This window comes from Caulobacter sp. DWR2-3-1b2 (genome assembly GCF_049896345.1).
In the GTDB taxonomy this organism is placed as follows: Bacteria; Pseudomonadota; Alphaproteobacteria; order Caulobacterales; family Caulobacteraceae; genus Caulobacter.
The window spans coordinates 255,818-276,223 of sequence record NZ_JAFCUC010000004.1; the positions used below are offsets into that span (position 1 = coordinate 255,818).

General features: G+C 66.6%; 19 protein-coding genes, 1 tRNA gene and 1 pseudogene. 11 read left to right on the forward strand and 10 right to left on the reverse strand.

Annotated features, from left to right (window positions below; translation table 11 throughout):
* The first annotated feature begins 91 nt into the window (after window positions 1-91).
* From ACP694_RS13110 to ACP694_RS13130, 5 genes are all read left to right on the forward strand, one after another.
* Window positions 92-475, forward strand: a complete 384-nt coding sequence (locus ACP694_RS13110) for a DUF983 domain-containing protein (protein ID WP_426013015.1) — start codon at window positions 92-94, stop codon at window positions 473-475.
* A 77-nt stretch (window positions 476-552) separates the two neighbouring features.
* Window positions 553-993, forward strand: a complete 441-nt coding sequence (locus ACP694_RS13115) for a DUF2147 domain-containing protein (RefSeq protein WP_426013017.1) — start codon at window positions 553-555, stop codon at window positions 991-993.
* A 93-nt stretch (window positions 994-1,086) separates the two neighbouring features.
* Window positions 1,087-1,242 (forward strand): DUF3309 family protein, encoded by a 156-nt coding sequence (locus ACP694_RS13120; protein ID WP_426013018.1) that lies wholly within the window; start codon window positions 1,087-1,089, stop codon window positions 1,240-1,242.
* 115 nt (window positions 1,243-1,357) lie between these two features.
* Complete coding sequence (locus tag ACP694_RS13125) at window positions 1,358-2,818, forward strand: MFS transporter (RefSeq protein ID WP_426013020.1); 1,461 nt, start codon at window positions 1,358-1,360, stop codon at window positions 2,816-2,818.
* 53 nt (window positions 2,819-2,871) lie between these two features.
* The gene (locus ACP694_RS13130; protein WP_426013022.1) at window positions 2,872-3,651 is read left to right on the forward strand and encodes a DUF599 domain-containing protein; all 780 of its coding nucleotides are present in this window, start codon (window positions 2,872-2,874) and stop codon (window positions 3,649-3,651) included.
* 97 nt (window positions 3,652-3,748) lie between these two features.
* Here the strand turns inward: ACP694_RS13130 and ACP694_RS13135 are convergent, their stop codons facing one another.
* On the reverse strand, window positions 3,749-4,096 hold the full coding sequence (locus ACP694_RS13135; RefSeq protein ID WP_426013024.1) for an MmcQ/YjbR family DNA-binding protein: 348 nt from the start codon (window positions 4,094-4,096) through the stop codon (window positions 3,749-3,751).
* A 147-nt stretch (window positions 4,097-4,243) separates the two neighbouring features.
* Between ACP694_RS13135 and ACP694_RS13140 the strand changes: the two genes are divergently transcribed.
* Window positions 4,244-4,333, forward strand: a tRNA-Ser gene (locus ACP694_RS13140).
* Window positions 4,334-4,547: 214 nt separating this feature from the next.
* Here the strand turns inward: ACP694_RS13140 and ACP694_RS13145 are convergent.
* From ACP694_RS13145 to ACP694_RS13155, 3 genes and pseudogenes are all read right to left on the reverse strand, one after another.
* Window positions 4,548-5,021, reverse strand: a pseudogene (locus tag ACP694_RS13145) (transposase); the annotation flags it as partial.
* Between the two features lie 83 nt (window positions 5,022-5,104).
* A complete protein-coding gene (locus tag ACP694_RS13150; RefSeq protein ID WP_426013026.1) occupies window positions 5,105-5,404 on the reverse strand; it encodes a hypothetical protein in 300 nt (99 codons plus the stop codon).
* Between the two features lie 92 nt (window positions 5,405-5,496).
* Window positions 5,497-7,188, reverse strand: coding sequence for an MFS transporter (locus ACP694_RS13155; RefSeq protein ID WP_426013269.1), 1,692 nt, complete (start codon window positions 7,186-7,188; stop codon window positions 5,497-5,499).
* Window positions 7,189-7,352: 164 nt separating this feature from the next.
* Between ACP694_RS13155 and corA the strand changes: the two genes are divergently transcribed.
* Entirely contained in the window at window positions 7,353-8,321 is a 969-nt protein-coding gene (corA, locus tag ACP694_RS13160; protein ID WP_426013028.1) for a magnesium/cobalt transporter CorA, read from the forward strand.
* Window positions 8,322-8,445: 124 nt separating this feature from the next.
* Here the strand turns inward: corA and ACP694_RS13165 are convergent, their stop codons facing one another.
* On the reverse strand, window positions 8,446-8,673 hold the full coding sequence (locus ACP694_RS13165) for a hypothetical protein (RefSeq protein ID WP_426013030.1): 228 nt from the start codon (window positions 8,671-8,673) through the stop codon (window positions 8,446-8,448).
* Between the two features lie 429 nt (window positions 8,674-9,102).
* On the reverse strand, window positions 9,103-9,732 hold the full coding sequence (locus tag ACP694_RS13170; RefSeq protein WP_426013032.1) for a TetR/AcrR family transcriptional regulator: 630 nt from the start codon (window positions 9,730-9,732) through the stop codon (window positions 9,103-9,105).
* A gap of 166 nt (window positions 9,733-9,898) precedes the next feature.
* On the opposite strand from ACP694_RS13170, the gene ACP694_RS13175 reads away from it, so the two are divergent.
* The 4 genes from ACP694_RS13175 (at window position 9,899) to ACP694_RS13190 (ending at window position 16,113) form a co-directional block, all read left to right on the forward strand.
* Window positions 9,899-10,048, forward strand: coding sequence for a hypothetical protein (locus ACP694_RS13175; RefSeq protein WP_426013034.1), 150 nt, complete (start codon window positions 9,899-9,901; stop codon window positions 10,046-10,048).
* A gap of 52 nt (window positions 10,049-10,100) precedes the next feature.
* Window positions 10,101-11,309 carry an efflux RND transporter periplasmic adaptor subunit gene (locus ACP694_RS13180; protein WP_426013035.1) on the forward strand — a complete coding sequence of 403 codons (1,209 nt, stop codon included), beginning with the start codon at window positions 10,101-10,103 and terminating at the stop codon, window positions 11,307-11,309.
* Between the two features lie 197 nt (window positions 11,310-11,506).
* Window positions 11,507-14,686, forward strand: a complete 3,180-nt coding sequence (locus ACP694_RS13185; RefSeq protein ID WP_426013037.1) for an efflux RND transporter permease subunit — start codon at window positions 11,507-11,509, stop codon at window positions 14,684-14,686.
* Complete coding sequence (locus ACP694_RS13190) at window positions 14,686-16,113, forward strand: efflux transporter outer membrane subunit (protein WP_426013038.1); 1,428 nt, start codon at window positions 14,686-14,688, stop codon at window positions 16,111-16,113. Before ACP694_RS13185 ends, ACP694_RS13190 begins: the two co-directional genes overlap by 1 nt.
* Window positions 16,114-16,453: 340 nt before the next feature.
* On the opposite strand, the gene ACP694_RS13195 is transcribed toward ACP694_RS13190, so the two are convergent.
* The 4 genes from ACP694_RS13195 to ACP694_RS13210 all read right to left on the reverse strand — a co-directional run bounded on the left by ACP694_RS13195 (window position 16,454) and on the right by ACP694_RS13210 (window position 20,381).
* Window positions 16,454-16,825 (reverse strand): hypothetical protein, encoded by a 372-nt coding sequence (locus tag ACP694_RS13195; RefSeq protein WP_426013040.1) that lies wholly within the window; start codon window positions 16,823-16,825, stop codon window positions 16,454-16,456.
* A gap of 606 nt (window positions 16,826-17,431) precedes the next feature.
* Window positions 17,432-18,073: a hypothetical protein gene (locus tag ACP694_RS13200; protein WP_426013041.1), complete on the reverse strand. Its 642-nt coding sequence runs from the start codon at window positions 18,071-18,073 to the stop codon at window positions 17,432-17,434.
* Window positions 18,073-19,665 carry a sensor histidine kinase gene (locus tag ACP694_RS13205; protein ID WP_426013043.1) on the reverse strand — a complete coding sequence of 531 codons (1,593 nt, stop codon included), beginning with the start codon at window positions 19,663-19,665 and terminating at the stop codon, window positions 18,073-18,075. The genes ACP694_RS13200 and ACP694_RS13205 overlap by 1 nt, the downstream gene beginning before the upstream one ends.
* Window positions 19,662-20,381 (reverse strand): response regulator transcription factor, encoded by a 720-nt coding sequence (locus tag ACP694_RS13210; RefSeq protein WP_426013044.1) that lies wholly within the window; start codon window positions 20,379-20,381, stop codon window positions 19,662-19,664. Before ACP694_RS13210 ends, ACP694_RS13205 begins: the two co-directional genes overlap by 4 nt.
* Between the last annotated feature and the right edge of the window lie 25 nt (window positions 20,382-20,406).

Consider the following 20,406-nt stretch of genomic DNA (forward strand, 5'->3'; position numbering starts at 1 on the left):
CATACTCATCTCTACGAAACCTGATTCAAAATGGCGCATGCGACCGCGCGCCCCCTTTCGCAAGGCCCGCTGCGGGAGCATATCCACGCCCATGAATAAGAAGTCTCCTCCCAGCGTCCTGACCGGCATGAAGCGCGGTGTCCGTCACCGTTGCCCCAACTGCGGCGAAGGTCGGCTGTACACGCGCTATCTGAAGGTCGATCTGGACTGCGAGGTTTGCGGCCATGACCTGGCGCGTTACCCGGCCGATGATGGCCCGGCCTATTTCACGATCCTGATCATCGGCCACCTGTTCGTCGCCCCGCTGCTGCTGTTCCCGTTCATCTGGAAAATGTCGCCGGCGCTGGTGGTGCCGCTGACCGTGCTGCCGCTGGCCGGCCTGACCCTGCTGCTGCTGCCCCGCGTCAAGGGCGCGGTGATCGGCGCCCTATGGGCAATGGGCCTTCGCAAGTCCGAGGATTGCCCTAGCGGCTGAGCGGGATCGACACCACTTCACTTGATCAAAGGCTCGGGCTGTACGACAAACCCGGTCGACGGGTGGAGTTGTTTTCTATGCGCGCGATCAAGTTAGCCCTTGCGGCCCTGGCTGCGGTCGTCGGCCTGGCGTGCGGCGCCCCGGCTTTCGCGGAGGGCCCAGGCGACAGCTTCACCTACGGCGTCTGGCGCAATCCAAAGAACACGGTCCATCTCGAGATCAAGCCCTGCGGCGGTGGCCAGGCCTGCGGCAAGGTGGTCTGGGCCAATTCAGACGCCCAGGCCGACGCCCGCAAGGGCGGCACACCGAGCCTGATCGGTCTGCAGCTGCTTCGCGACTTCGAGCTGCAGAAGAATGGCAGCTGGCGCGGCAAGGTGTTCGTTCCCGACCTGAACATGGTGCTGACGGGCACCGCCGATTTCCCCGACGCCACCACCATGAAGGCCAAGGGCTGCCTGGTGGGCCGGCTGTTCTGCAAGTCGCAGACCTGGAAGCGGATCGATATCGCGGCCGGCTAGCCTCGCCAGCCCCGCTGGAACCTTGACCGCACCCTCGGCATTTCCTCTCCCGAACCCGAGCGCGCAGAGCGCTCGGATACAACGGAGACGGACATGCTCGGCACGATCCTCATCATCATCCTGATCCTGGCCCTGGTCGGGGCCCTGCCGACCTGGGGTCACAGCCGTTCGTGGGGCTATTTCCCCAGCGGGGGTCTGGGCCTGATTCTGGTGATCCTGATCATCCTGGTGCTGATGGGCCGGATCTAGCCGTCCACGGAACGGACGGGGACGCACGCATGCCTGCGTGCGTCCCCGATCGCTGCCCCTCCCCCAAAGACCATTGTTCGCCTAAGGTCGCGACAACCAGAGTCGCGGGGCCAACATGACCGACACCACCATACCGGCGACCTCGCCCGTCGCCCCTGATCGGGTCCCCATGACCGCCTGGCGCCGCGTCCGCGCCATCCTCGGCGGTTCGGCCGGCAACCTCGTCGAATGGTATGACTGGTTCGCCTACGCCGCGTTCTCGATCTACTTCGCCAAGATCTTCTTTCCCAAGGGCGACCAGACCGCCCAACTGATGCAGACGGCCGCCATCTTCGCCGTGGGCTTCGGCGCGCGTCCTGTTGGCGCCTGGCTGATGGGGCTCTATGCCGACCGCAAGGGCCGCAAGGCCGCGCTCACCCTGGCTGTCGGCCTGATGTGCGCTGGCTCGCTGATCATCGCCCTGTGCCCCGGCCACGCCACGATCGGCGACGCCGCGCCGGTGATCCTGCTGCTGGCCCGCCTGCTGCAAGGTCTGTCGGTGGGCGGCGAATACGGCGCCAGCGCCACCTATATGAGCGAGATGGCGGGGAAGAAGCGACGAGGCTTCTGGTCCAGCTTCCAATATGTGACCCTGATCATGGGTCAGCTCGTCGCGGCCCTGGTGCTGGTGATCCTCCAGAACACCTTGGACAAGTCCGACTTGGCGGCCTGGGGGTGGCGCGTGCCGTTCTTCATCGGCGCCGCCCTTGCGGTTGTGGTCTTCTGGATTCGGACCGGCATCGAGGAGAGCGTCTCCCACCGGAACGTCGCCCAGCACGACCCGATCAGCAGCCGGCAGGTGGCTTCGGTGACCACCCTGCTGCTGCTGACCGTGGCGGCGATGGTGGTTGGCTTCACCGCCTGGTCCTTCGCGGGCGCGGCCCAAGGCGTCTCGGTGGTCTTGCTGATCATGACCTATGTGGCGCTCGCCGCGCCGCTGGTCTCGCGCCATCCCAAACAAACCCTGGCGATCATCGGGCTGAGCGCGGCGGGCTCCTTGGCCTTCTATGCCTACACCACCTACATGCTGAAGTTCCTGACCAACACCACCGGCTTCGACAAGGCCACGGCCGGGGCGGTCAACTTGGCGACCCTGTTCGGGTTCATGCTCCTGCAGCCGCTGTTCGGCTGGCTGTCGGATCGCCTGGGCCGCAAGATCATGCTGGTCTTCGCCTTCGGGGTCGGGGCGCTGATCGCCTGGCCGGTGTTCACCCTGACCGCCAAGGCCGCCAGCCCGCTGATCGCCTTCGCCCTGATCATGACCGCCCTGGTCGTGCAATCGGGCTACACCTCGATCAGCGCCGTGGTGAAGGCCGAGCTGTTCCCCACCCATGTGCGGGCCCTGGGCGTCGCCCTGCCCTACGCCCTGGGCAACGCCGCGTTCGGCGGCACCGCCGAATATGTCGCCTTGTGGTTCAAGCACGAGGGCATGGAAAGCGGCTTCTACCTCTATGTTTCGGCGATCATGGCCGTGGGGTTGGTGGTGGCGCTGTTGCTGCGCGACACCGGCAAGCACAGCCTGATCCTCGAAGACTGATAGCGGTCCCTCGCCCCTTTCACCGACTCTCGTTCCAGACCTAAGCTCACCCCATGCACGCTTCGATCCGTCACGCCCTGCACGCCTTTCCCCTGCCGACCTTCGATCTGGTCGTCCTGGGCTTCTTCGCGTTCTGCTGGCTGTTTTACGAACCGCTGCTCAAGCGCCTGGGCCACGCCAAGAACGTCATCAACACCGACATGACGGTGATCCGCCGGCGCTGGATGGCCGAGATGGCGGTGCGCGAGATCGCCCTACTGGATGGCCAGCTGCTCGGCCACGCCATCAACTCGGCCTCGTTCTTTGCTTCGTCCAACCTGATCTTGATCGCCGCCGCGGCCGGGGTGCTGTTTGGCGGCGACAGCGCGCTGAAGAGCATCGAGGGCCTGGCCGTGCTGGCCCCGGCTTCGACCCTGGTGTTCCAGATCAAGATGGGCCTGGTCTTGATCGCCCTGGCGCGTGGCCTGCTCGACTTCATCTGGGCGATCCGCCAGATGAACTACTGCCTGGCCGCCATTGGCGCCACGCCAATGTGGGCCCCGCGCAAGGTGCTGGAAGACTATGCCGAGGCGACCGGGGCGGTGCTCAACCCCGCCCTGTCGTCGTTCAACGCCGGGGTGCGCGGCTACTATTTCGCCCTGGCCGCCGCCGCCTGGCTGCTGGGTCCGATCGCCTTCGCGGCGGCGACGGGAGGGGCCATGGCGCTATTGCTCTGGCGCCAGCGCCGTAGCCCGGCCTCGGTCGCCGTCCGCCGCATCCGTGAGATCCTCGAGGCTCAGCCCGTGACGACCGGACCCCACCTGCCGCGCGACGACCAGGCGAGTCTGTCCTAGAGCATTTTTCGAGCGAAGTGGTTTCGGTTCGCGTGAAGAAAAATGCGTCAAAACAAGAGATTAGCGCTCACGGCCTGACGCAGTAAGGTCGTGAGCCCTAGAATCCGAGCCCAGCCCGGACCTTCTTGGTAAGCTTGGCGGCGATCAGGCCGTGGGCGGTCTTCAGCCAGTCGATGACCTCGGCCTTGTCCTGGTCTGCCAGGTCCTCGAAATACAGCCATTTGGCCCGAGCCAGATAGGGGGCGGGAACGGCCTGGCCAGTCTCGCTAAGCACTTCGAACGCCACATCCGAGGTCTTCAACGAAAACCCCTTGCCGCCTATCGCCCCGCCCAGCACGGCGAACATCTTGCCGCCAACCTTGTAGACGTGGTTGTCGCCCCACTGGACGGTCATGGTCGCGCCGGGCAGGGCCATGGCGGCGGCGTCGAAGGTTTTGGGAGTCATCACGGGTCCTTTGACGCGGGCCAGGCACTATAAGTCGCCCGTGGCTCCGTTTCACCTCGCATGGCCGCTTGCCCCCGCAACCTTCCTGAGTATATTGCGCCCCTTCCTGCGACGGGGCCTTCAACCGCCTTCGAATCAAGTGCGCATGGTGAGGTGGCCGAGTGGTTGATGGCGCACGCTTGGAAAGCGTGTTTAGGTGAAAGCCTAACGAGGGTTCGAATCCCTCTCTCACCGCCACTGCCCTCATCCAACATATTGTTTTTACTGGATAATATTTACGCGTCGTTTCTATTGCCCCGTTTTCGGTCCCATTTTCGAATTCGATGACGAGACGGGTGCCCCGCGCGAATCGATGGGCCCCGGATAGATGGCAACCTGGGCTTGCAGGAATGAGGTGGCGCCGGTTCTCCGCACAGTTTGGCGGCTTGGCTAAGGTTGGTTCAGGTTCAGATCACGCCGCCAGTTTGTGATCGAGGTTGGCCCTATCCGGGGCGAACCCCGGATAGGGCGGCGCCCGGATTTGGCCACAGGCCTCGTCGGGGGTGGCCCCGGCAAGGGCCGAGTGGGGCCGGTTGGTGTTGTAGTAGCCGATCCACTTGGTCAGGCCGTCCCGCGTCTCCGATCCGGTCTCGAAGGCATGGATGTAGACGCACTCATATTTGAGGCTGCGCCAGAGCCGCTCGATGAAGACATTGTCCATCCAGCGGCCGCGGCCGTCCATGGAGACCCGCACGCCGGCGTGCTTCAGCACGTCGACGAAGCGGGGCGAGGTAAACGGGCTGCCCTGGTCGGTGTTGAAGATCTCTGGCGGCCTGTAACGGGCCATGGCCTGCTCCAGGGCCTGGATGCAGAACTCGGCGTCCATGCTGTTGGACAGCCGCCAGGACAGCACCTTCCTCATCGCCCAGTCCATCACCGCCACTAGAGCATTTTTCGAGCGAAGTGGTTCCGGTTCGCGTCAAGAAAAATGCGTCAAAACAAAAGATTAGAGCTCACGGCATGACGCAGTCAGGTCGGGAAATGCTCTAGTACAGAAAGCACCGGCGCATCGGGATGTAAGTAATGTCCGATCACCAGACCTGATTGGGCCGGTTGATCACCAGCCCGCGCAGCAGGTACTTGTAATATAAGGCCGCCGCCGGCCCGGCGAGGGGTCTCCGACGGGGCCTCCGACGGGGCCTCCCCGAACATGCCGCGATAGGCGCCGGCGAAGCGCCCCAGTTCCCAGAACCCATGATCTAGCGCCACCTGGGTCACCGTGGTGGGCCGACTGGCGGCCGCCAGCAGCCGAGCCCGGGTCGCCGACATGGTCTTCAGCCGCAGCGCGCCGCGAGACCGCCCAGGCCAGCCACATCGACGGCTTGTTGAGGGGCGCGTGAGGGGCCGTCCGCCCCCCTTGCTTACGCTTCGATATCGACGTCCTTGGTTTCCTTGAGGAACAGCGTGCCGATCACCGCGGTAAGTCCGGCGACGACGATCGGATACCATAGGCCGTAGTAGATATTGCCCGTGGCGGCGACCATGGCGAAGGCCGTGGTCGGCAGGAAGCCGCCGAACCAACCGTTGCCGATATGGTAGGGCAGGCTCATCGAGGTGTAGCGGATGTTGGTTGGGAAAAGTTCGACCAGCATGGCGGCGATCGGGCCGTAGACCATGGTCACGTACAGAACCAGGATCGCCAGCACGCCGACCACCAGGGGCTTGTTCATCAGGGCGTCGTCAGCCTTGGCCGGATAGCCGGCGGCCTTCAGCGTCGCACCGAGCTCTTTCTCCCAGGCGGTCTTGCGGGCCTTGAAGGCGGCCTTGTCGAGGGTCTGGCCCGGGAACGAGGCGAGCACCGCCGGGCCGATCCGCACCTGGGTGATCGCGCCGGCCGGGGCGGCTTGGTTGGCGTAGGTGACGCCGGCCTTGGCCAGGTAGGATTTGGCTAGGTCACAGGAGCGGTTGAATACGGTCTTGCCCACGGGGTCGAACTGGAACGAGCAGTCGGCCGGGTCAGCGACCACGGTCACCGGCGCGCTGGCCACCGCCGCCGCCAGTTGCGGATTGGCCGCCGTGGTCAGGGTCTTGAACAGCGGGAAATAGGTCAGGGCCGCCAGGACGCAGCCCAGCATGATGATCGGCTTGCGGCCGATCTTGTCCGACAGCCAGCCGAAAAACACGAAGAACGGCGTGCCGATCAGCAGGGCGATGGCCACCAGCAGGTTGGTCGTGCCGCCATCGACCTTGAGCATCTTCTCCAGGAAGAACAGGGCGTAGAACTGGCCGGTGTACCAGACAACCGCTTGCCCCATCGTCAGACCGACCAGGGCGAGAATGACGATCTTCAGATTGCCCCACTTGGCGAACGAGTCGGCCAGGGGCTTCTTGCTGCCCTTGCCCTCGTCGACCATCTTCTGAAACGATGGGCTTTCGGCCAATTGCAGGCGGATCCATAGCGACACGCCCAGCAGCAGCACCGAGATCAGGAACGGGATGCGCCAGCCGAAGGCCTGGAAGTTGTCATCGCCCAACGCGTTGCGGGTCAGCAGTATGACCACCAGGCTGAGGAACAGGCCGAAGGTGGCGGTCACCTGGATGAAGCTTGTGTAGAGGCCGCGCCGACCGGCGGGCGCATGCTCGGCCACATAGGTCGCCGCCCCGCCATATTCACCGCCGAGCGCCAGGCCTTGGACCAGGCGCATGACGACCAGGGCGATGGGCGCCGCGATGCCGATCTGCGCGTAGCTGGGCAGCAGCCCGACCACGAAGGTCGACAGGCCCATCAGCAGCATGGTGACCAGGAAGGTGTTCTTGCGCCCCCACAGATCGCCCAGCCGCCCGAACACCAGCGCTCCGAACGGCCGCACCGCGAAGCCTGCCGCGAAGGCCAGCAGGGCGAAGATGTAGCCCGTGGTCTCGTTGACCCCCGAGAAGAAATGCTTGGTGATGTAGGTGGCGAGCGAGCCGTAGAGGTAGAAGTCATACCATTCAAACACCGTGCCCACCGAGGCGGCCCCGATGACCAGGGCGTCCTTGCGCCCGACGGGACGGCCATCCTTGGCGCCCTTGGCCGGTTTGCCGGCGTTCGTCGCCGTGGTGTCGCTGCCCATCGCATCTTCCCCCTGAAGGCCGCTATTGGCGCGGCTCATGTTACCGCAACCATCATGCCCTCGACCGATTGCGATGGCGAGAGCCTACATGAACTGGTTGAAAGCCGAAGCGTTGGCGCTGAGTCTTTGAGCGTTGCTGTCGCCCTTCAGGAGAGCACCCCCGCATGAGCGTCGTCGCGGCCTACATCTACAAGGACGGCGTCCGGAAACGCGAAGTGTCGCTGGACGACCCGCAAGCCCTGGTCACCAAGCTTGGCGAGTTCGTGTGGATTGGCCTCTACGATCCCAGTGAGGCCGAGATGAGCCGGTTGGCGACCCGCTTCAAGCTGCATCCGCTGGCGGTCGAGGACGCTCTCAACGCTCACCAGTCGCCCAAGGTCGAGGTCTATGGCCGGGAGTTGTTCGTGGTGGCGCGAACCGCCCAACTGGTCGAGGACAAGATCTGCTACGGCGAAACGGCGATTTTTGTCGGGCAGGGCCACATCATCACCGTCCGCCACGGATCGGCGCGGGCCCATAGCGACCTGCGCCAGCAGTTGGAAGCCTCGCCCGACCTGCTGGCCAAGGGCTCGGACTACGTGCTGCACGCGGTGCTGGACTTCGTGGTCGATGGCTATCTGCCAATCATCGAGGCGCTGGAGGACGAGGTGCTCGACATCGAGCGCCGCACGCTCGAGACCTTCCTCAGCCACGCGGAGGTCAAGCGCCTGTTCCACCTTCGTCGCGACCTGATCCGCTTTAAACGGGTGCTAAGTCCCATGGCCGAGGTCAGCGGCCGCCTGGAGCACCTGGAGACACCCTGTCTGGATAGCGACGTGCGACCCTATTTCCGCGACGTGCACGATCACACGCAGAAGGTCGAGAACATGGTGGATGCCTTGCGCGAGGTGATCACCTCGGTGTTCGAGGCCGCATCCCTGCTGGAACAGCAGCGCCAGGGCGCCATCACCCGCAAACTCGCCGCCTGGGCCGCCATCCTGGCTGTGCCGACGGCGATCGCCGGCGTATACGGCATGAACTTCGAGCACATGCCCGAACTGCGGTGGGTTTGGGGCTACCCGGCGGTGATAATTGGCATCACCTCGATCATCGGCGTGCTCTATGTGCGGTTCAAGAAGAACGGCTGGCTGTAGAGGCCCTGGCCGGACCCTTTCTAGAGCATTTTCCGACCTGACTGCGTCAGGCCGTGAGCTCTAATCTTTTGTTTTGACACATTTTTCTTCGCGCGAACAGGAACCACTTCGCTCGAAAAATGCTCTAGCTCGCCCACGCCCGCGCGGGATGCAGGAAACGCCCGGCCTCGGCGCCGTCGCGCAGGAACACTCTCACCTCGGCGGAGCGGCCAGAAGCGGCGACGCGATTGGCGAGATCGCGGGCGGCGGCCTCGGCGCGACCGCCGCGCTCGAAGGTGAGGTCGGCCTCGAGGGCTTCGGAACGGACAGACCAGCCCTGCTCGGCCGGCGTCACGGAAATCAGCAGAGCCATCGGGAGCTCCTTACGCAAAACGACTTGGGGTGCGCCCATCGAGGCGCGAACGAGCGGATCTTCGAGCGGTTGGACCGGGCCCCGAAGTTGCGGGATCAGGCCGGCATTCGCCCTGGGTGGGGGTAGCGTCGACACATCTTATAGGCTCGCATTCTCACAACTTGACGACATGGGTATGACTGGAATGCGACTTATGCGAGCTAGAACTCCTCACGCCGTTGTCAGTTTCTCGGGTCGTTCAATGTTCTGAAGGTCGAGCCAGAAAAACTGCCTCGACTTAATTCCTACTAAATCAGTATGTTTTAGAAGGCTGCGCCCTTCCTCCCCTTTGGGCGCCGCCGGCCCGCGCCGTGCGGATCCGTCGGGGGATGGATGATCCGCGCGGCGCGACTACGCGCTGTGACGGGGGGGCGTCCCGTCTCGGCAGTCCTAGGCGCCTAGATGCGCCTTGATCAGCGCCCGTCCCGCTCGCGCCACGGCCCGCACGGGGCCGTTGGGACCCAGCGTCACGCGAGCCGTATAAGCGCCCTCCATCAGCAGCATGAGGCTGTCGGCCAGGTCCTCGTCCGGCGCGCCGGCCTGCTTGCACAGATCGACCAGTCGGGCATGAAGCCGCTGCTTGTAGGCCACCGACACCTTCTGGGCCGGGTGATCCACCTCGTGCAGTTCAAGGGCGGCGTTCGACAGCGGGCAGCCGTGAACATCGGCGTTGCAGGCCTTGGTCTCGAAGGCGTCGAAGATCGCTTCCAGCTGCACGCGAGGGTCGCCGCACGTGCAACCGGTCACTTCATCCCACCATATCCAGTAGTCGCGTTCCTGCTCGCGCAGCACCTCGGCGACCAGCTCGTCCTTGGACGGGAAGTTGCGATACAGCGTCATCTTGGTGGCGTCGGCCTCGTGGGCGATCGCCTCGACGCCCACCGCGCGGATGCCGTGCTGATAGAACAGCTCGCGGGCCGTTTCGAAAATCCGGTCGCGAGCTGGTCGTTTGGACAATGGGGCGCAAACCGGCGCCTCCATGGCGTCCATCTTGCCCTCGCTAGAATTTCTCTCAGCCATTTTCAATGCGCCTCACCTTGACGTGAGAGTTACCGGTCAGTATCTCTCACCGCGTGAATGATACCGAACGGTACCGTCACATCCATCTAAATCGTCACAGATGGCCGCCACGTCAAGCAACAGCCACTGCGACATTTTCATCCCAACCCAGAACGGAGCGCGAGCCATGTCCCCCAGTGCAAGCCAGGACCCCGCCCGCCCCCTGGGCGCCATCGCGAACCGACCGTGGCTGGCGTCCGCCAAGGCCTGGATCGCCCAGGCCGCCGAACCCCGCCGCCGGACGACCCGCTCGGCCAAGCGCCCTGTCCTCGAATAGCACACTGACCGCTTCCGTTCCGCCTCCCCATCGTCCGTCTTCAGGTGTTTCCATGCGCAAGCATCCCGCCCCCCTCTCGTCCTTGCCCGTCTCTCCCGCTCTCAAATCCTTCGCCGTCCTGGCTGCGGCCGCCGTCTTGGCCGCCTGCACCGCCCAGGCCAAGCCGGAAGCCGCTCCGCCACCGGCCCAGGTCACCATCACCGCCGTGGACTTCAAGGACCTGCGCCAGTGGGATGACTTCACCGGTCGCCTGGAAGCCGTCGACACCGTCGACATCCGCCCTCGCGTCGGGGGTTACATCGACGGCGCGCGGTTCGAGGAAGGCGCGCGGGTCCGCAAGGGCCAGGTGCTGTTCCAGATCGACCCGCGCCCCTACCAGGCCGAGGCCAATCGCGCCGCCGCCGAGGTGGACCGCGCCAAGGCCCAGCTGAACCTGGCCGTCGTCAACCGCGAGCGCGGCCGCCGGCTGATCGAGCAGAACGCCCTGGCCCAGAGCGAATTCGACCGGTTGTCCGCCGAGGAGAAAGCCGCCCAGGCCAATGTCGCCGCCGCAGCAGCCACCTATCAGACGGCCCGCCTGAACCTGGAATGGACCCGCGTGGTCTCGCCGATCGACGGCCGGGTCTCCAAGGCCGCGATCACCCGCGGCAACCTGGTGACGCCCTCGGACCTGCTGACCACCGTGGTCAGCGACAGCCCGATCTACGCCACCTTCAACGCCGACGAGCAGACCTTCCTCAAGTACGCCTCGGCTGAACGCGGCAAGGCCAGCCCGGTCTATATGGGCCTGATGACCGAGGACGGTTATCCCCACCAGGGCCAGCTGAAGTTCATCGACAACGCCATGGACGCCAAGAGCGGCACCATCAATGGCCGGGCGATCTTCGATAATGCAGACGGCCGCTTCACCCCAGGCCTGTTCGCCCGCATCCGGATGGTCAGCGACACCTCGCAGGTGGTGGCCCTGGCCCCAGACCGGGCGATCGCCACCGACCTGGGCAAGCGCTACGTCGTGGTGGTGGGCGCCAATAACAAGGCCGAGTACCGCCCCGTTGAGATCGGCCCGCTGGCCGGCAGCCTGCGCATCATCCGCACCGGTCTGAAGCCCGGCGACAAGGTGATCGTCGGCGGCCTGCAGAAGGTCAAGCCGGGCGATGTCGTAAAGCCGGTGGTCATCAAGACCGAAACGGCCGGCGACCTGCGCCAGTTCGAGACCGCGCCCCAGCGCGTCGCGATGATCAACAGTGTGGGCCAGAACTGATCCTTTAAACCGCTCATCCCGGCGAATGCCGGGACCCAGATCCCCAAGCGATGGGGCGGGTTGGAGTAGCTCGGCGCGCCTGGCGTCAGCCACACCGCCTTTCCATCTGGGTCCCGGCATTCGCCGGGATGAGCGGAACGTGTGCGCCTACTCCCTCCTCGCCTCCTCCCCCTTTTCGCCCGTAAAAGGCGCCGCTCATGAACTTCTCCAAATTCTTCGTCAGTCGGCCGCGGTTCGCCGCCGTGCTGTCGATCGTCATCTTCATCGCCGGGCTGGTGGCGCTGCCGCGCCTGCCGATCTCGGAATATCCGGAAGTGGCGCCGCCGACCGTGGTCGTGCGCGCCGCCTATCCGGGGGCCAACCCCGCCGTCATCGGCCAGACCGTCGCCGCTCCGCTGGAGCAGGCGATCAACGGCGTCGAGGGGATGATCTACCAGTCCTCGCAGTCGGCCTCAGACGGCGCGATGATCCTGACCGTCACCTTCGCGCTCGGGATCGATCTCGACAAGGCCCAGGTGCAGGTGCAGAACCGCGTCGCCCAGGCCCTGCCGAAACTGCCCCAGGAGGTGCAGCGCATCGGCGTCACCACCGACAAGGCCTCGCCCGACCTGACCCTGGTCGTGCACATGATCTCGCCCAACAACCGCTACGACATGCTGTACCTCAGCAACTACGCGCAGCTGAACGTTCGCGACCGCCTCAAGCGCGTCGATGGCGTGGGCGACGTCCAAATCTTCGGCGCCGGTTCCTATTCCATGCGGATCTGGCTGGACCCGGAAAAGCTGGCCTCGCTGAACATGACGGCCGGCGATGTGGTGAAAGCCCTGCGCGAGCAGAACGTCCAGGTCGCCGCCGGCCAGCTGGGCGCGCCCCCCACCCCGGGCGGCGCCGAGTTCCAGCTGTCGGTCAACGCCCCCGGCCGCCTGACCGACGAGGAGCAGTTCCGAGACGTCATCATTCGCTCGGGCGACAAGGGCGAGATCACCCACCTGGGCGACGTGGCCCGCGTGGAGATGGGCGCCAACAACTACGCCCTGCGCTCCTTGCTCGACAACAAGTTGGCCGTGGCCATGCCGATCTTTCAGCGCCCCGGTTCCAACGCCCTGAATATGGCCGCCGACATCAAGGCCACCATGAAGGACCTGAAGAAGGATTTCCCCGAGGACGTCGACTACGAGATCATCTACGACACTACCGCCTTCGTGCAGGAATCCATCAATTCGGTGGTCCACACCCTGATCGAGGCCATCATCCTGGTGGTGCTGGTGGTGGTGCTGTTCCTGCAGGGCTGGCGCGCCTCGATCATCCCGCTGATCGCCGTGCCCGTCTCGCTGATCGGCACCTTCGCGGTGTTGCTGATGCTGGGCTTTGGCCTCAACGCCCTGACGCTGTTTGGCCTTGTCCTGGCCATCGGCATCGTCGTCGATGACGCCATCGTCGTGGTCGAGAACGTCGAGCGCAACATCGCCAACGGCTTGGAGCCGGCGGCGGCCACCCGCAAGGCGATGAGCGAGGTCACCGGACCCATCGTCTCCACCGCCCTGGTGCTGTGCGCCGTCTTCATCCCCACCGCCTTCATCAGCGGCCTGTCGGGCCAGTTCTACCGGCAGTTCGCCCTGACCATCGCCATCTCGACGGTGATCTCGGCCTTCAACTCCCTAACCCTGTCGCCGGCCCTGGCCGCCGTGCTCCTGAAGAGCCACGACGCCCCCAAGGACCGCTTCCAGAAGATGATCGACGCGGCCCTGGGCTGGCTGTTCAACCCCTTCAACCGGATGTTCGCCAAGGCTTCGAACGGCTATGTCCGCAATGTCGGCCTCACCCTGGGCAAGTCGACCGCGGGGTTGGTGATCTACGGCCTGCTGCTGCTGCTGACGATCGGCGCCTTCGCCAAGACCCCCGGCGGGTTCGTGCCCCAGCAGGACAAGGCCTATGTGGTCGCCGTCGTGCAACTGCCCGACGCCGCCTCGCTGGACCGCACCGAGGCCGTGATCCGCCAGATGAGCGACATCGCCATGAAGGTGCCGGGCATCAAGCACTCGGTGGCCTTCCCCGGCCTGTCGGCCAACGGCTTCATCAACAGCCCCAATTCCGGCGCTGTGTTCTTCCCGCTCGCCGACTTCGACGAGCGCAAGGACAAGTCGATGTCGGCCACGGCCATCGTCGGCCAGCTGAACGCCAAGTTCGGCGCCATTCCCGACGCCCAGATCGCGGTCTTCCCCCCGCCTTCGGTGCAGGGGCTGGGCACGATCGGCGGCTTCCGCATGCAGATCGTCGATCGCGCGGGCCTGGGCCCCGACGAGCTCAACAAACAGACCCAGAACCTGATCGACAAGGCCCGCAAGGACCCCGCCCTGACCGGCGTGTTCTCGACCTACCAGGTCGGGGTGCCGAAGATCGAGGCCAGCATCGACCGGGAAAAGGCCCGGGCCTCGGGCGTCAGCCTGACCGACCTGTTCGAGACCATGCAGGTCTATCTGGGCTCGCTCTATGTCAACGACTTCAACCGCTTTGGCCGCACCTACGAGGTCAATGTCCAGGCCGACCAGAAATTCCGCATGCAGCCGGAACAGATGCTGCGGCTGCAGACCCGCAACGGCTCTGGCCAGATGATCCCGCTGGGCGCCTTCGTCAGCTTAAGGGAGGCCACCGGCCCCGACCGCGAGAGCCACTATAACGGCGTGCTCACGGCCGAGATCAACGGCGGCCCGGCCCCCGGCTACTCGACGGGCCAGGCCCAGAAGGCGCTGGAAGACCTGGCCAAGCAGGAACTGCCCAACGGCATGGGCTTCGAATGGACCGAGCTGACCTATCAGCAGATTCTGGCCGGCAACACGGCGATCTATGTCTTCCCACTGTGCGTGGTGCTGGCCTTCCTGGTGCTGGTCGCCCAGTACGAAAGCTGGACCCTGCCGCTGGTCGTCATCCTGATCGTGCCCATGACCCTGCTGTCGGCCCTGGCCGGCGTGCTGCTGGCTCATGGCGACAACAACATCTTCACCCAGATCGGGCTGATCGTGCTGGTGGGGCTGGCCTGTAAAAACGCCATCCTGATCGTCGAATTCGCCAAGGAGCGCGAGGAGCACGGCGACACGCCGATGCAGGCGGTGCTGGAGGCCTGCCGCCTGCGCCTGCGGCCGATCCTGATGACCTCGATCGCCTTCATCATGGGCGTGGCCCCGCTGGTCACCTCGCACGGGGCGGGCGCCGAAATGCGCCGGGCCATGGGCGTGGCGGTGTTCTCCGGCATGCTGGGCGTCACGGTCTTCGGCCTGGTTTTGACCCCGATCTTCTACTTCGTCATCCGCCGCAACACCGCCCGCAAGGCGGCGCTGAACGCGGCGAAAACCCCGACGACCGCCGTGGAGGCGCAATGATGTCTCAAGTTCTCACCCCCAACTACGGTTGGCGAAACCTCCGGGTCCAGCTGGGCCTGTTCGCCAGCATGACCCTGCTCTCGGCCTGCGCCGTCGGTCCCGACTACAAGACCCCGGTCACCGCGCCGGTAGTCCTGCAGAACGCCCCGGCCGCCACCTATTCCGCCGCCCAGCCGGAGGCGGACTGGTGGAAGCTGTTCGGCGACCCGGTGCTCGATGGCCTGGTCAGCCAGGCCCTGGCCGGCAATCTCGACCTCAAGGTCGCGGTCGCCCGGGTCGACGAGGCCCGCGCCCTGTTCAAGGACGCGCGTCTCGACCAGCTGCCGCGGGTCACCGCCAGCGGCGGCTATCAGAAGAGCGACCAGCAGCAGCCGGGCTCGAACGGCGAGCGGGTCGAGGGCGAGACCTATACGGGCGGCTTCGACGCCGGCTGGGAGATCGACCTGTTCGGCCGCGTTCGCCGGGGCGTGGAGTCGGCGCGGGCCGAGGCCGGGGCGGCCAAGGCCGACCTGCGCGACGCCCAGGTGACCATCGCCGCGGAAGTCGCTCGAAATTATCTCGAACTGCGCGGCGCCCAGGCCCGGCTGGCCGTGGCCAACCGCAACCTGGAAACCCAGCGCGAGACGGTGCGCCTGACCAAGGTGCGCTACGACGCCGGGGCCGGCAGCCCGATCGACGTCGCCAGCGCCCAGGCCCGCCTCAACGCCACCGAGGCGGTGATCCCGGCTTTGATCACCGCCGAGAAGCGCGCCAACTACCGGCTGTGCGTGCTGACCGGTCAGCGGCCCGGCGCCCTGGACGCCACCCTGGTGGTCCAGAACGCCGAGGTCACGCCGCTGATCACCGCCCTGCCGATCGGCGATGCGACGGACCTGCTGCGCCGGCGTCCCGACGTCCAGGCCGCCGAGCGCCGCCTGGCCGCCCAGACCGCCAAGGTGGGCGTGGCCACGGCCGACCTCTTCCCGCGCGTCCGGGTGACCGGCTTCATCGGCTTCCTGTCGGGCTCGGCCGGCGGCTTTGGCAACAGCGCCAGCCAGGCCTGGTCGGTGGCCCCCACCGTCAGTTGGCCGGCCCTCGACCTGGGCGGCGCCCACCAGCGGCTGAAGGCGGCGCAGGCCCGCAATGACGCCAGCCTGGCAGTCTATGACCAGACCGTGCTGGGCGCGCTGGAGGACCTGGAGAACGCGTTGGTCGGCTACCGCCAGCAACAGGCCCAGCTCGTGAGCCTCACCAACCAGGCCGCCGCCTCCCGCCGCGCCGCCGAGCTGGCGCGGATCCAGTACAAGGAAGGCGGCATCGACTTTCTCGTGCTGCTCGACGCCGAACGCACGCTGCTGGCCGCTGAAGACTCGCTGACAGTGGCCGAGACGGGCGTCAACACCAACGTCGTGGCAATCTGCAAGGCGCTGGGGGGTGGGTGGAGCTAGCGGGGGGCGCGCACATCTGAAACCCTAGCCCAAAGGGAGAGGGTGAGGAAAAACGGCAGAAGTTATCCACAGGGCGGCCGTCCATCCCCACCTGTCGCAAGATGGACCCCAACCCTATCAGCGCCTTGCACAAGAACGCACGTTTCCGATCCTCACCCTCCAGGACGGCAGCGCAGGGGCGGTTGTGAGCCGGGGGTACAGACTGCCCCCTACGGGTCGCTCCGCGATCGTCTTCCGCCATAGGGGGAAGAGCTCAAATGCGCTTGAGCTCCGCCCCCTATGGGGGCGGACAGACCGCAAAGCGGTCAGGTGGGGCAAGTGGGTGTGATCCCACGCCCGCCTACTTCGTCACATGCCCCTTGACCAGCTTCAGCTGGATCGTCTCGCCCGTCGGATCCTTGGACGTCAGGCCGACCTCGGGGTCGGTCGGAAAGGTCTCGCACAGGCTGCCGAACAGCTTGGGCTTGGACTGTTTCAGGCAGACCTTGTCGCCCTTGACGCTCCACTTGCCGGCCAGGTCCAGGCCCCGGCGGCTGAGGCCCGTCCAGGTCCCGTCAGGCTTCAGCCAGATCTTCCGCGACCGCCCGTCGGGGTCGATGGTCAGCACGGTATTGCCGAACGCCGCCTTGACATTGGCCGCCGGCGCGGCGGCCTGGGCGGCGAGCGGCGTGGCGAGGACGGCGGCCAGGAGGAGCGCTGTGGGCTTGGTCATGGCGGGGTAACGCGCGACGGCGCGGAAGGCGCCGGCCTTCTCCTCACCCGCGCAACGGGGGAGCGAAGAAAGGCCGCCAGCCATCCCAAAATCCGCTCATCCCGGCGAATGCCGGGACCCAGATCCCATGGCGTTGAAGTGGGTTGGAGGCGCTCAGAGCTGATGGCGTCAGGCCCAAAGCCACCCATCTGGGTCACGGCATTCGCCGGGATGAGCGGGTTTGTGGGGGTCGCCATTTGAGCCCCTCTTCCCTCCACGCGCATCGCCGACGCCCCGCCTCAAACCCTCAGCGGAGCCTGCTCCGCCGTCCGACGGTGTAAAGGACGGCGCGCCGCGCCGCCGCGACGCGGCCGCCAGAGGCGGTCCTTGACACCGCCAGCCGCCAGAGCTCCGATCCTCCAAAGGTTTAAGGTGTGGCCCCATCCGAGGCGGATGCGGGGCAAGAAGCCACATTTCCAACCTCAGCAGAGGGTGAGGCGCCTGCGCGAAACCCTCTCTCTTCGAGAGAGGGAGGGGCCCACCGCGAAGCGGTGGGAGGGTGAGAGGTTTCACCGCTTGCCGGGAAATCCCTGCCTGAACCTTCATCAACTCGAGCCCGACCACGCCTTACTTCAACGTCGCGCCGATCACCGCCGAGTTCCCTCGCATCCGTGTCTCGAAGTCAGGGTCCGACCAGTTTGTGTCGGCAATTCCCAGCGCGCAGGGCTGATAATCGCGCACCTCCACGCAGTCGGTCCAAATCCCGCCGCGCCCCACTAGGAGCCGGCGCCCGTCACTTGAGAGCGCCAGCCGCTCCTCGTTGATGAAGCGGCCGTCTTCCGAATAGCTGAGATCGGCCATCGTTCGCCGCCACAGCCACCCACCCTGCTCCTCCTGCCAGAGATCGTAGGTGAGGTCGGTCAGCGTGGGGCCAACGCTAAGATGCACGACCCGCCCATCCGCCAACCGAAGGCGCGCGGTATCGGTGGCGGGAATCATTAGCGCGCCATAGCTCAGCGGCACGATCAGCGGCGGCAGCAAGAGCAACAGCAGTAAACCCGTCCAGTGGCGCACCCACAGGATCAGCAACACGATGGTGACGGCGGTCCCGCCAATGGCCGTCAGCAGTAGCACGTCCATGGTCGGCGGCGCCGGCGACAATTGGGGCGGGATCGCGGACATCACGAAGAGGACCCCCGCCAACACGGACACCGCCGCGCAAATGCGGAGAGGCCAGAGCAGCCCGCCGCGCCGAACCTTGCCAACCATCAGCCGCCCTCCCGCGCGGTCGCCAACCGCACCTCGAACACCGCCCCCGCCTCCCCTTCGACCAGCCCGATCCGCCCCGAACTCGCCGCCAGCAGCGATCGGGCGATCGACAGGCCGAGCCCCGTGCCGCCCGCCTCGCGCCGGCTGGTGAAGAACGGTTCGAACAGGCGCTCCCGGTCGGCGGGCGGGACGCCGGGGCCGTCGTCGCTGACGCGCAGCACCACGTCTTCGCCCATCACCAAAGCCGAGATCCAGACCCTCCCCGCCCCCGCCTGGCGGCTGTTCTCCACCAGGGTGGTCAGCACGGTCTCCACCGTCGCCTCGGGCGCGGCGACCTGCGGGAGGTCGTCCGGCAGGTCCAGGACCACGGCGATGTCGCGGCCCTGGGCGTCGGCCACCCGGCGGGCCGGCGAGGCCACGGCGCAGACTACGCCGGCCTGGGGCATGGCCATGTCGGCGCGGGCCATGTCCATCAACCGGCCGACCAGGGCCGAGAGCCGGGCGCTGTCGGCCGAGATATTGCCCAGGAAGCGGTGGCGCTCCTCGGGGCTCATGGTGGCGAAATGGTCGTCCAGCAGCTCGACCGCGCCAGTGATCCCGGCCAGGGGGGTCTTGAACTCGTGGCTGACGGCGGCGGCGAAGTCGCGCAGGTAGCGCGAGCGCACGGCGATGGCGCCGGCCATCACCCGGAAGTCCTGGTAGAGGGCGCGGATCTCGACCGCGGCGGTGACCGGGGTCTCCGGAACCTCGCCCTGCCCCGCCGCCACGCCTTTCGTGGCCGCGCTGAGCGCCTCGATCGGCCGGGTCACGCCGCGCGACACCAGGCCCGACAGCAGCACCAGCAGCAGCACCGTCGCCCCCGCCCCCAGCAGGATCTTGCCCCGGTCCTGATAGACCCCCCGGAACAGGGCGCGGGGCGAGCGCGACAGCAGCAGCGCCCCCACCACCAAGCCATTGACCCGGATCGCCCGCGCGTGATGCAGCCGCAGGGCCGAGGCCCGGCTCAGCCACTCGAACGAATAGCGCGGATGATAGGCCCCATTGCGCCGCAGCACGGTGCGCGAATGGCCCGCCAGCGCCGCCTGGATCTCCGGCAGGGCCGCCAGGCTGCCGCCTTGGCCGAGGCCCCGCACCACCACGCCATGGCGATCGACGATCAGGATCGAGGCCAGGGTGCTGCGGCTGGTCTGGTCGAGGATCGGCTCCAAGGCGTCGGCGGCGGCCACGGCCTGCGGGTCGGCGGGAGGCGCGAGCGCGGGGCCGGGGCGCTCGGGCAGCACCGGCGAGGCGCGCAGGTCGATGCTGACAGCCTCGGGCCGGTAATAGCCGGGATCGTCGCGGGCGTCGGGGTCGGCCAGGGTGGTGTCGCGCACGGCGCCGGGCCACAGGGCGCCGGCCGCCGCCGCCAGGGCCGCGCCTTGCGACGCGAGTTCGGCCTCGGTCTGGCGCACCAGGGTGTTCTCGTAGGTGCGCAGGAACACCGCGCCTATGGCCGGCATGGCGGCGGCGAACAGCAGCACGGTCAGCAGGATGGCCCGCAGCCGAAGCGCCGGCCACCAGGTGCGCAGCCAGGCCCGCAGCGGTTGGATCACGGCTCGACGCCGCCAGCACAAGCGCCTAGCCGGTAACCGATCCCGGCCCGCGTCTCGATCAGGTCGTGACCGCCCACGCCCGCGAACTTGGCCCGCAGGTTGCGCACATGGCTGTCGATGGTGCGGTCGGTGACCGCGAAGCCCGGCCCGCGCAGACGGTCGATGATGGCGTCGCGGCTGAACACCTTGGTCGGTGTGGCCGCCAGGGTCTTGAGGATGGTGAATTCGGTGACGGTCAGCGACAACTCGGCCCCGGCCCAGCGGGCGCTCCAGGCCTCGGGGTCGAGGGCCAGCCGGCCCCGCGTGATCACACCGTCCAGGCCTGTCGCCGCCTCGGCCTTGGCCCCGGTGCGTCGCAGGATGGCCTGGACGCGGGCCACCACCTCGCGCGGGCTGAACGGCTTGACCACATAGTCGTCGGCCCCCAGCTCGATGCCCAGCACCCGGTCGATCTCGTCGTCGCGCGAGCTCAGGAACAGGATCGGCAGCTCGCCCTGGGCCCGCAGCCGGCGGCAGACCTCCAGCCCGTCCAGGCGCGGCATGTTGATGTCGAGAACCACCAGGTCGGGGGCGCGCTCGGCCACGCTGGCCAGGGCCGCTTCGCCGTCGGCCGCTTCGCGGGTCTGCAAGCCCACCTTGGCCAGGGCGAACACCAGGAGCTGGCGGATGTGGGGATCGTCGTCGACGATCAGGATCGTGCGCTGCATGGCGCCCATGTTCAGGGCTCCGCGTCTGGGGTCA

What these genes read in the sequence shown, in the direction of transcription:
- ACP694_RS13110 (WP_426013015.1), top strand. Translation starts at nt 92, where the DNA reads ATGAATAAGAAGTCTCCTCCCAGCGTCCTGACCGGCATGAAGCGCGGT.
- ACP694_RS13115 (WP_426013017.1), top strand. Translation starts at nt 553, where the DNA reads ATGCGCGCGATCAAGTTAGCCCTTGCGGCCCTGGCTGCGGTCGTCGGC.
- ACP694_RS13120 (WP_426013018.1), top strand. Translation starts at nt 1,087, where the DNA reads ATGCTCGGCACGATCCTCATCATCATCCTGATCCTGGCCCTGGTCGGG.
- ACP694_RS13125 (WP_426013020.1), top strand. Translation starts at nt 1,358, where the DNA reads ATGACCGACACCACCATACCGGCGACCTCGCCCGTCGCCCCTGATCGG.
- ACP694_RS13130 (WP_426013022.1), top strand. Translation starts at nt 2,872, where the DNA reads ATGCACGCTTCGATCCGTCACGCCCTGCACGCCTTTCCCCTGCCGACC.
- ACP694_RS13135 (WP_426013024.1), bottom strand. Translation starts at nt 4,096, where the DNA reads ATGACTCCCAAAACCTTCGACGCCGCCGCCATGGCCCTGCCCGGCGCG.
- ACP694_RS13150 (WP_426013026.1), bottom strand. Translation starts at nt 5,404, where the DNA reads ATGTCGGCGACCCGGGCTCGGCTGCTGGCGGCCGCCAGTCGGCCCACC.
- ACP694_RS13155 (WP_426013269.1), bottom strand. Translation starts at nt 7,188, where the DNA reads ATGGGCAGCGACACCACGGCGACGAACGCCGGCAAACCGGCCAAGGGC.
- corA (WP_426013028.1), top strand. Translation starts at nt 7,353, where the DNA reads ATGAGCGTCGTCGCGGCCTACATCTACAAGGACGGCGTCCGGAAACGC.
- ACP694_RS13165 (WP_426013030.1), bottom strand. Translation starts at nt 8,673, where the DNA reads ATGGCTCTGCTGATTTCCGTGACGCCGGCCGAGCAGGGCTGGTCTGTC.
- ACP694_RS13170 (WP_426013032.1), bottom strand. Translation starts at nt 9,732, where the DNA reads ATGGCTGAGAGAAATTCTAGCGAGGGCAAGATGGACGCCATGGAGGCG.
- ACP694_RS13175 (WP_426013034.1), top strand. Translation starts at nt 9,899, where the DNA reads ATGTCCCCCAGTGCAAGCCAGGACCCCGCCCGCCCCCTGGGCGCCATC.
- ACP694_RS13180 (WP_426013035.1), top strand. Translation starts at nt 10,101, where the DNA reads ATGCGCAAGCATCCCGCCCCCCTCTCGTCCTTGCCCGTCTCTCCCGCT.
- ACP694_RS13185 (WP_426013037.1), top strand. Translation starts at nt 11,507, where the DNA reads ATGAACTTCTCCAAATTCTTCGTCAGTCGGCCGCGGTTCGCCGCCGTG.
- ACP694_RS13190 (WP_426013038.1), top strand. Translation starts at nt 14,686, where the DNA reads ATGTCTCAAGTTCTCACCCCCAACTACGGTTGGCGAAACCTCCGGGTC.
- ACP694_RS13195 (WP_426013040.1), bottom strand. Translation starts at nt 16,825, where the DNA reads ATGACCAAGCCCACAGCGCTCCTCCTGGCCGCCGTCCTCGCCACGCCG.
- ACP694_RS13200 (WP_426013041.1), bottom strand. Translation starts at nt 18,073, where the DNA reads ATGGTTGGCAAGGTTCGGCGCGGCGGGCTGCTCTGGCCTCTCCGCATT.
- ACP694_RS13210 (WP_426013044.1), bottom strand. Translation starts at nt 20,381, where the DNA reads ATGGGCGCCATGCAGCGCACGATCCTGATCGTCGACGACGATCCCCAC.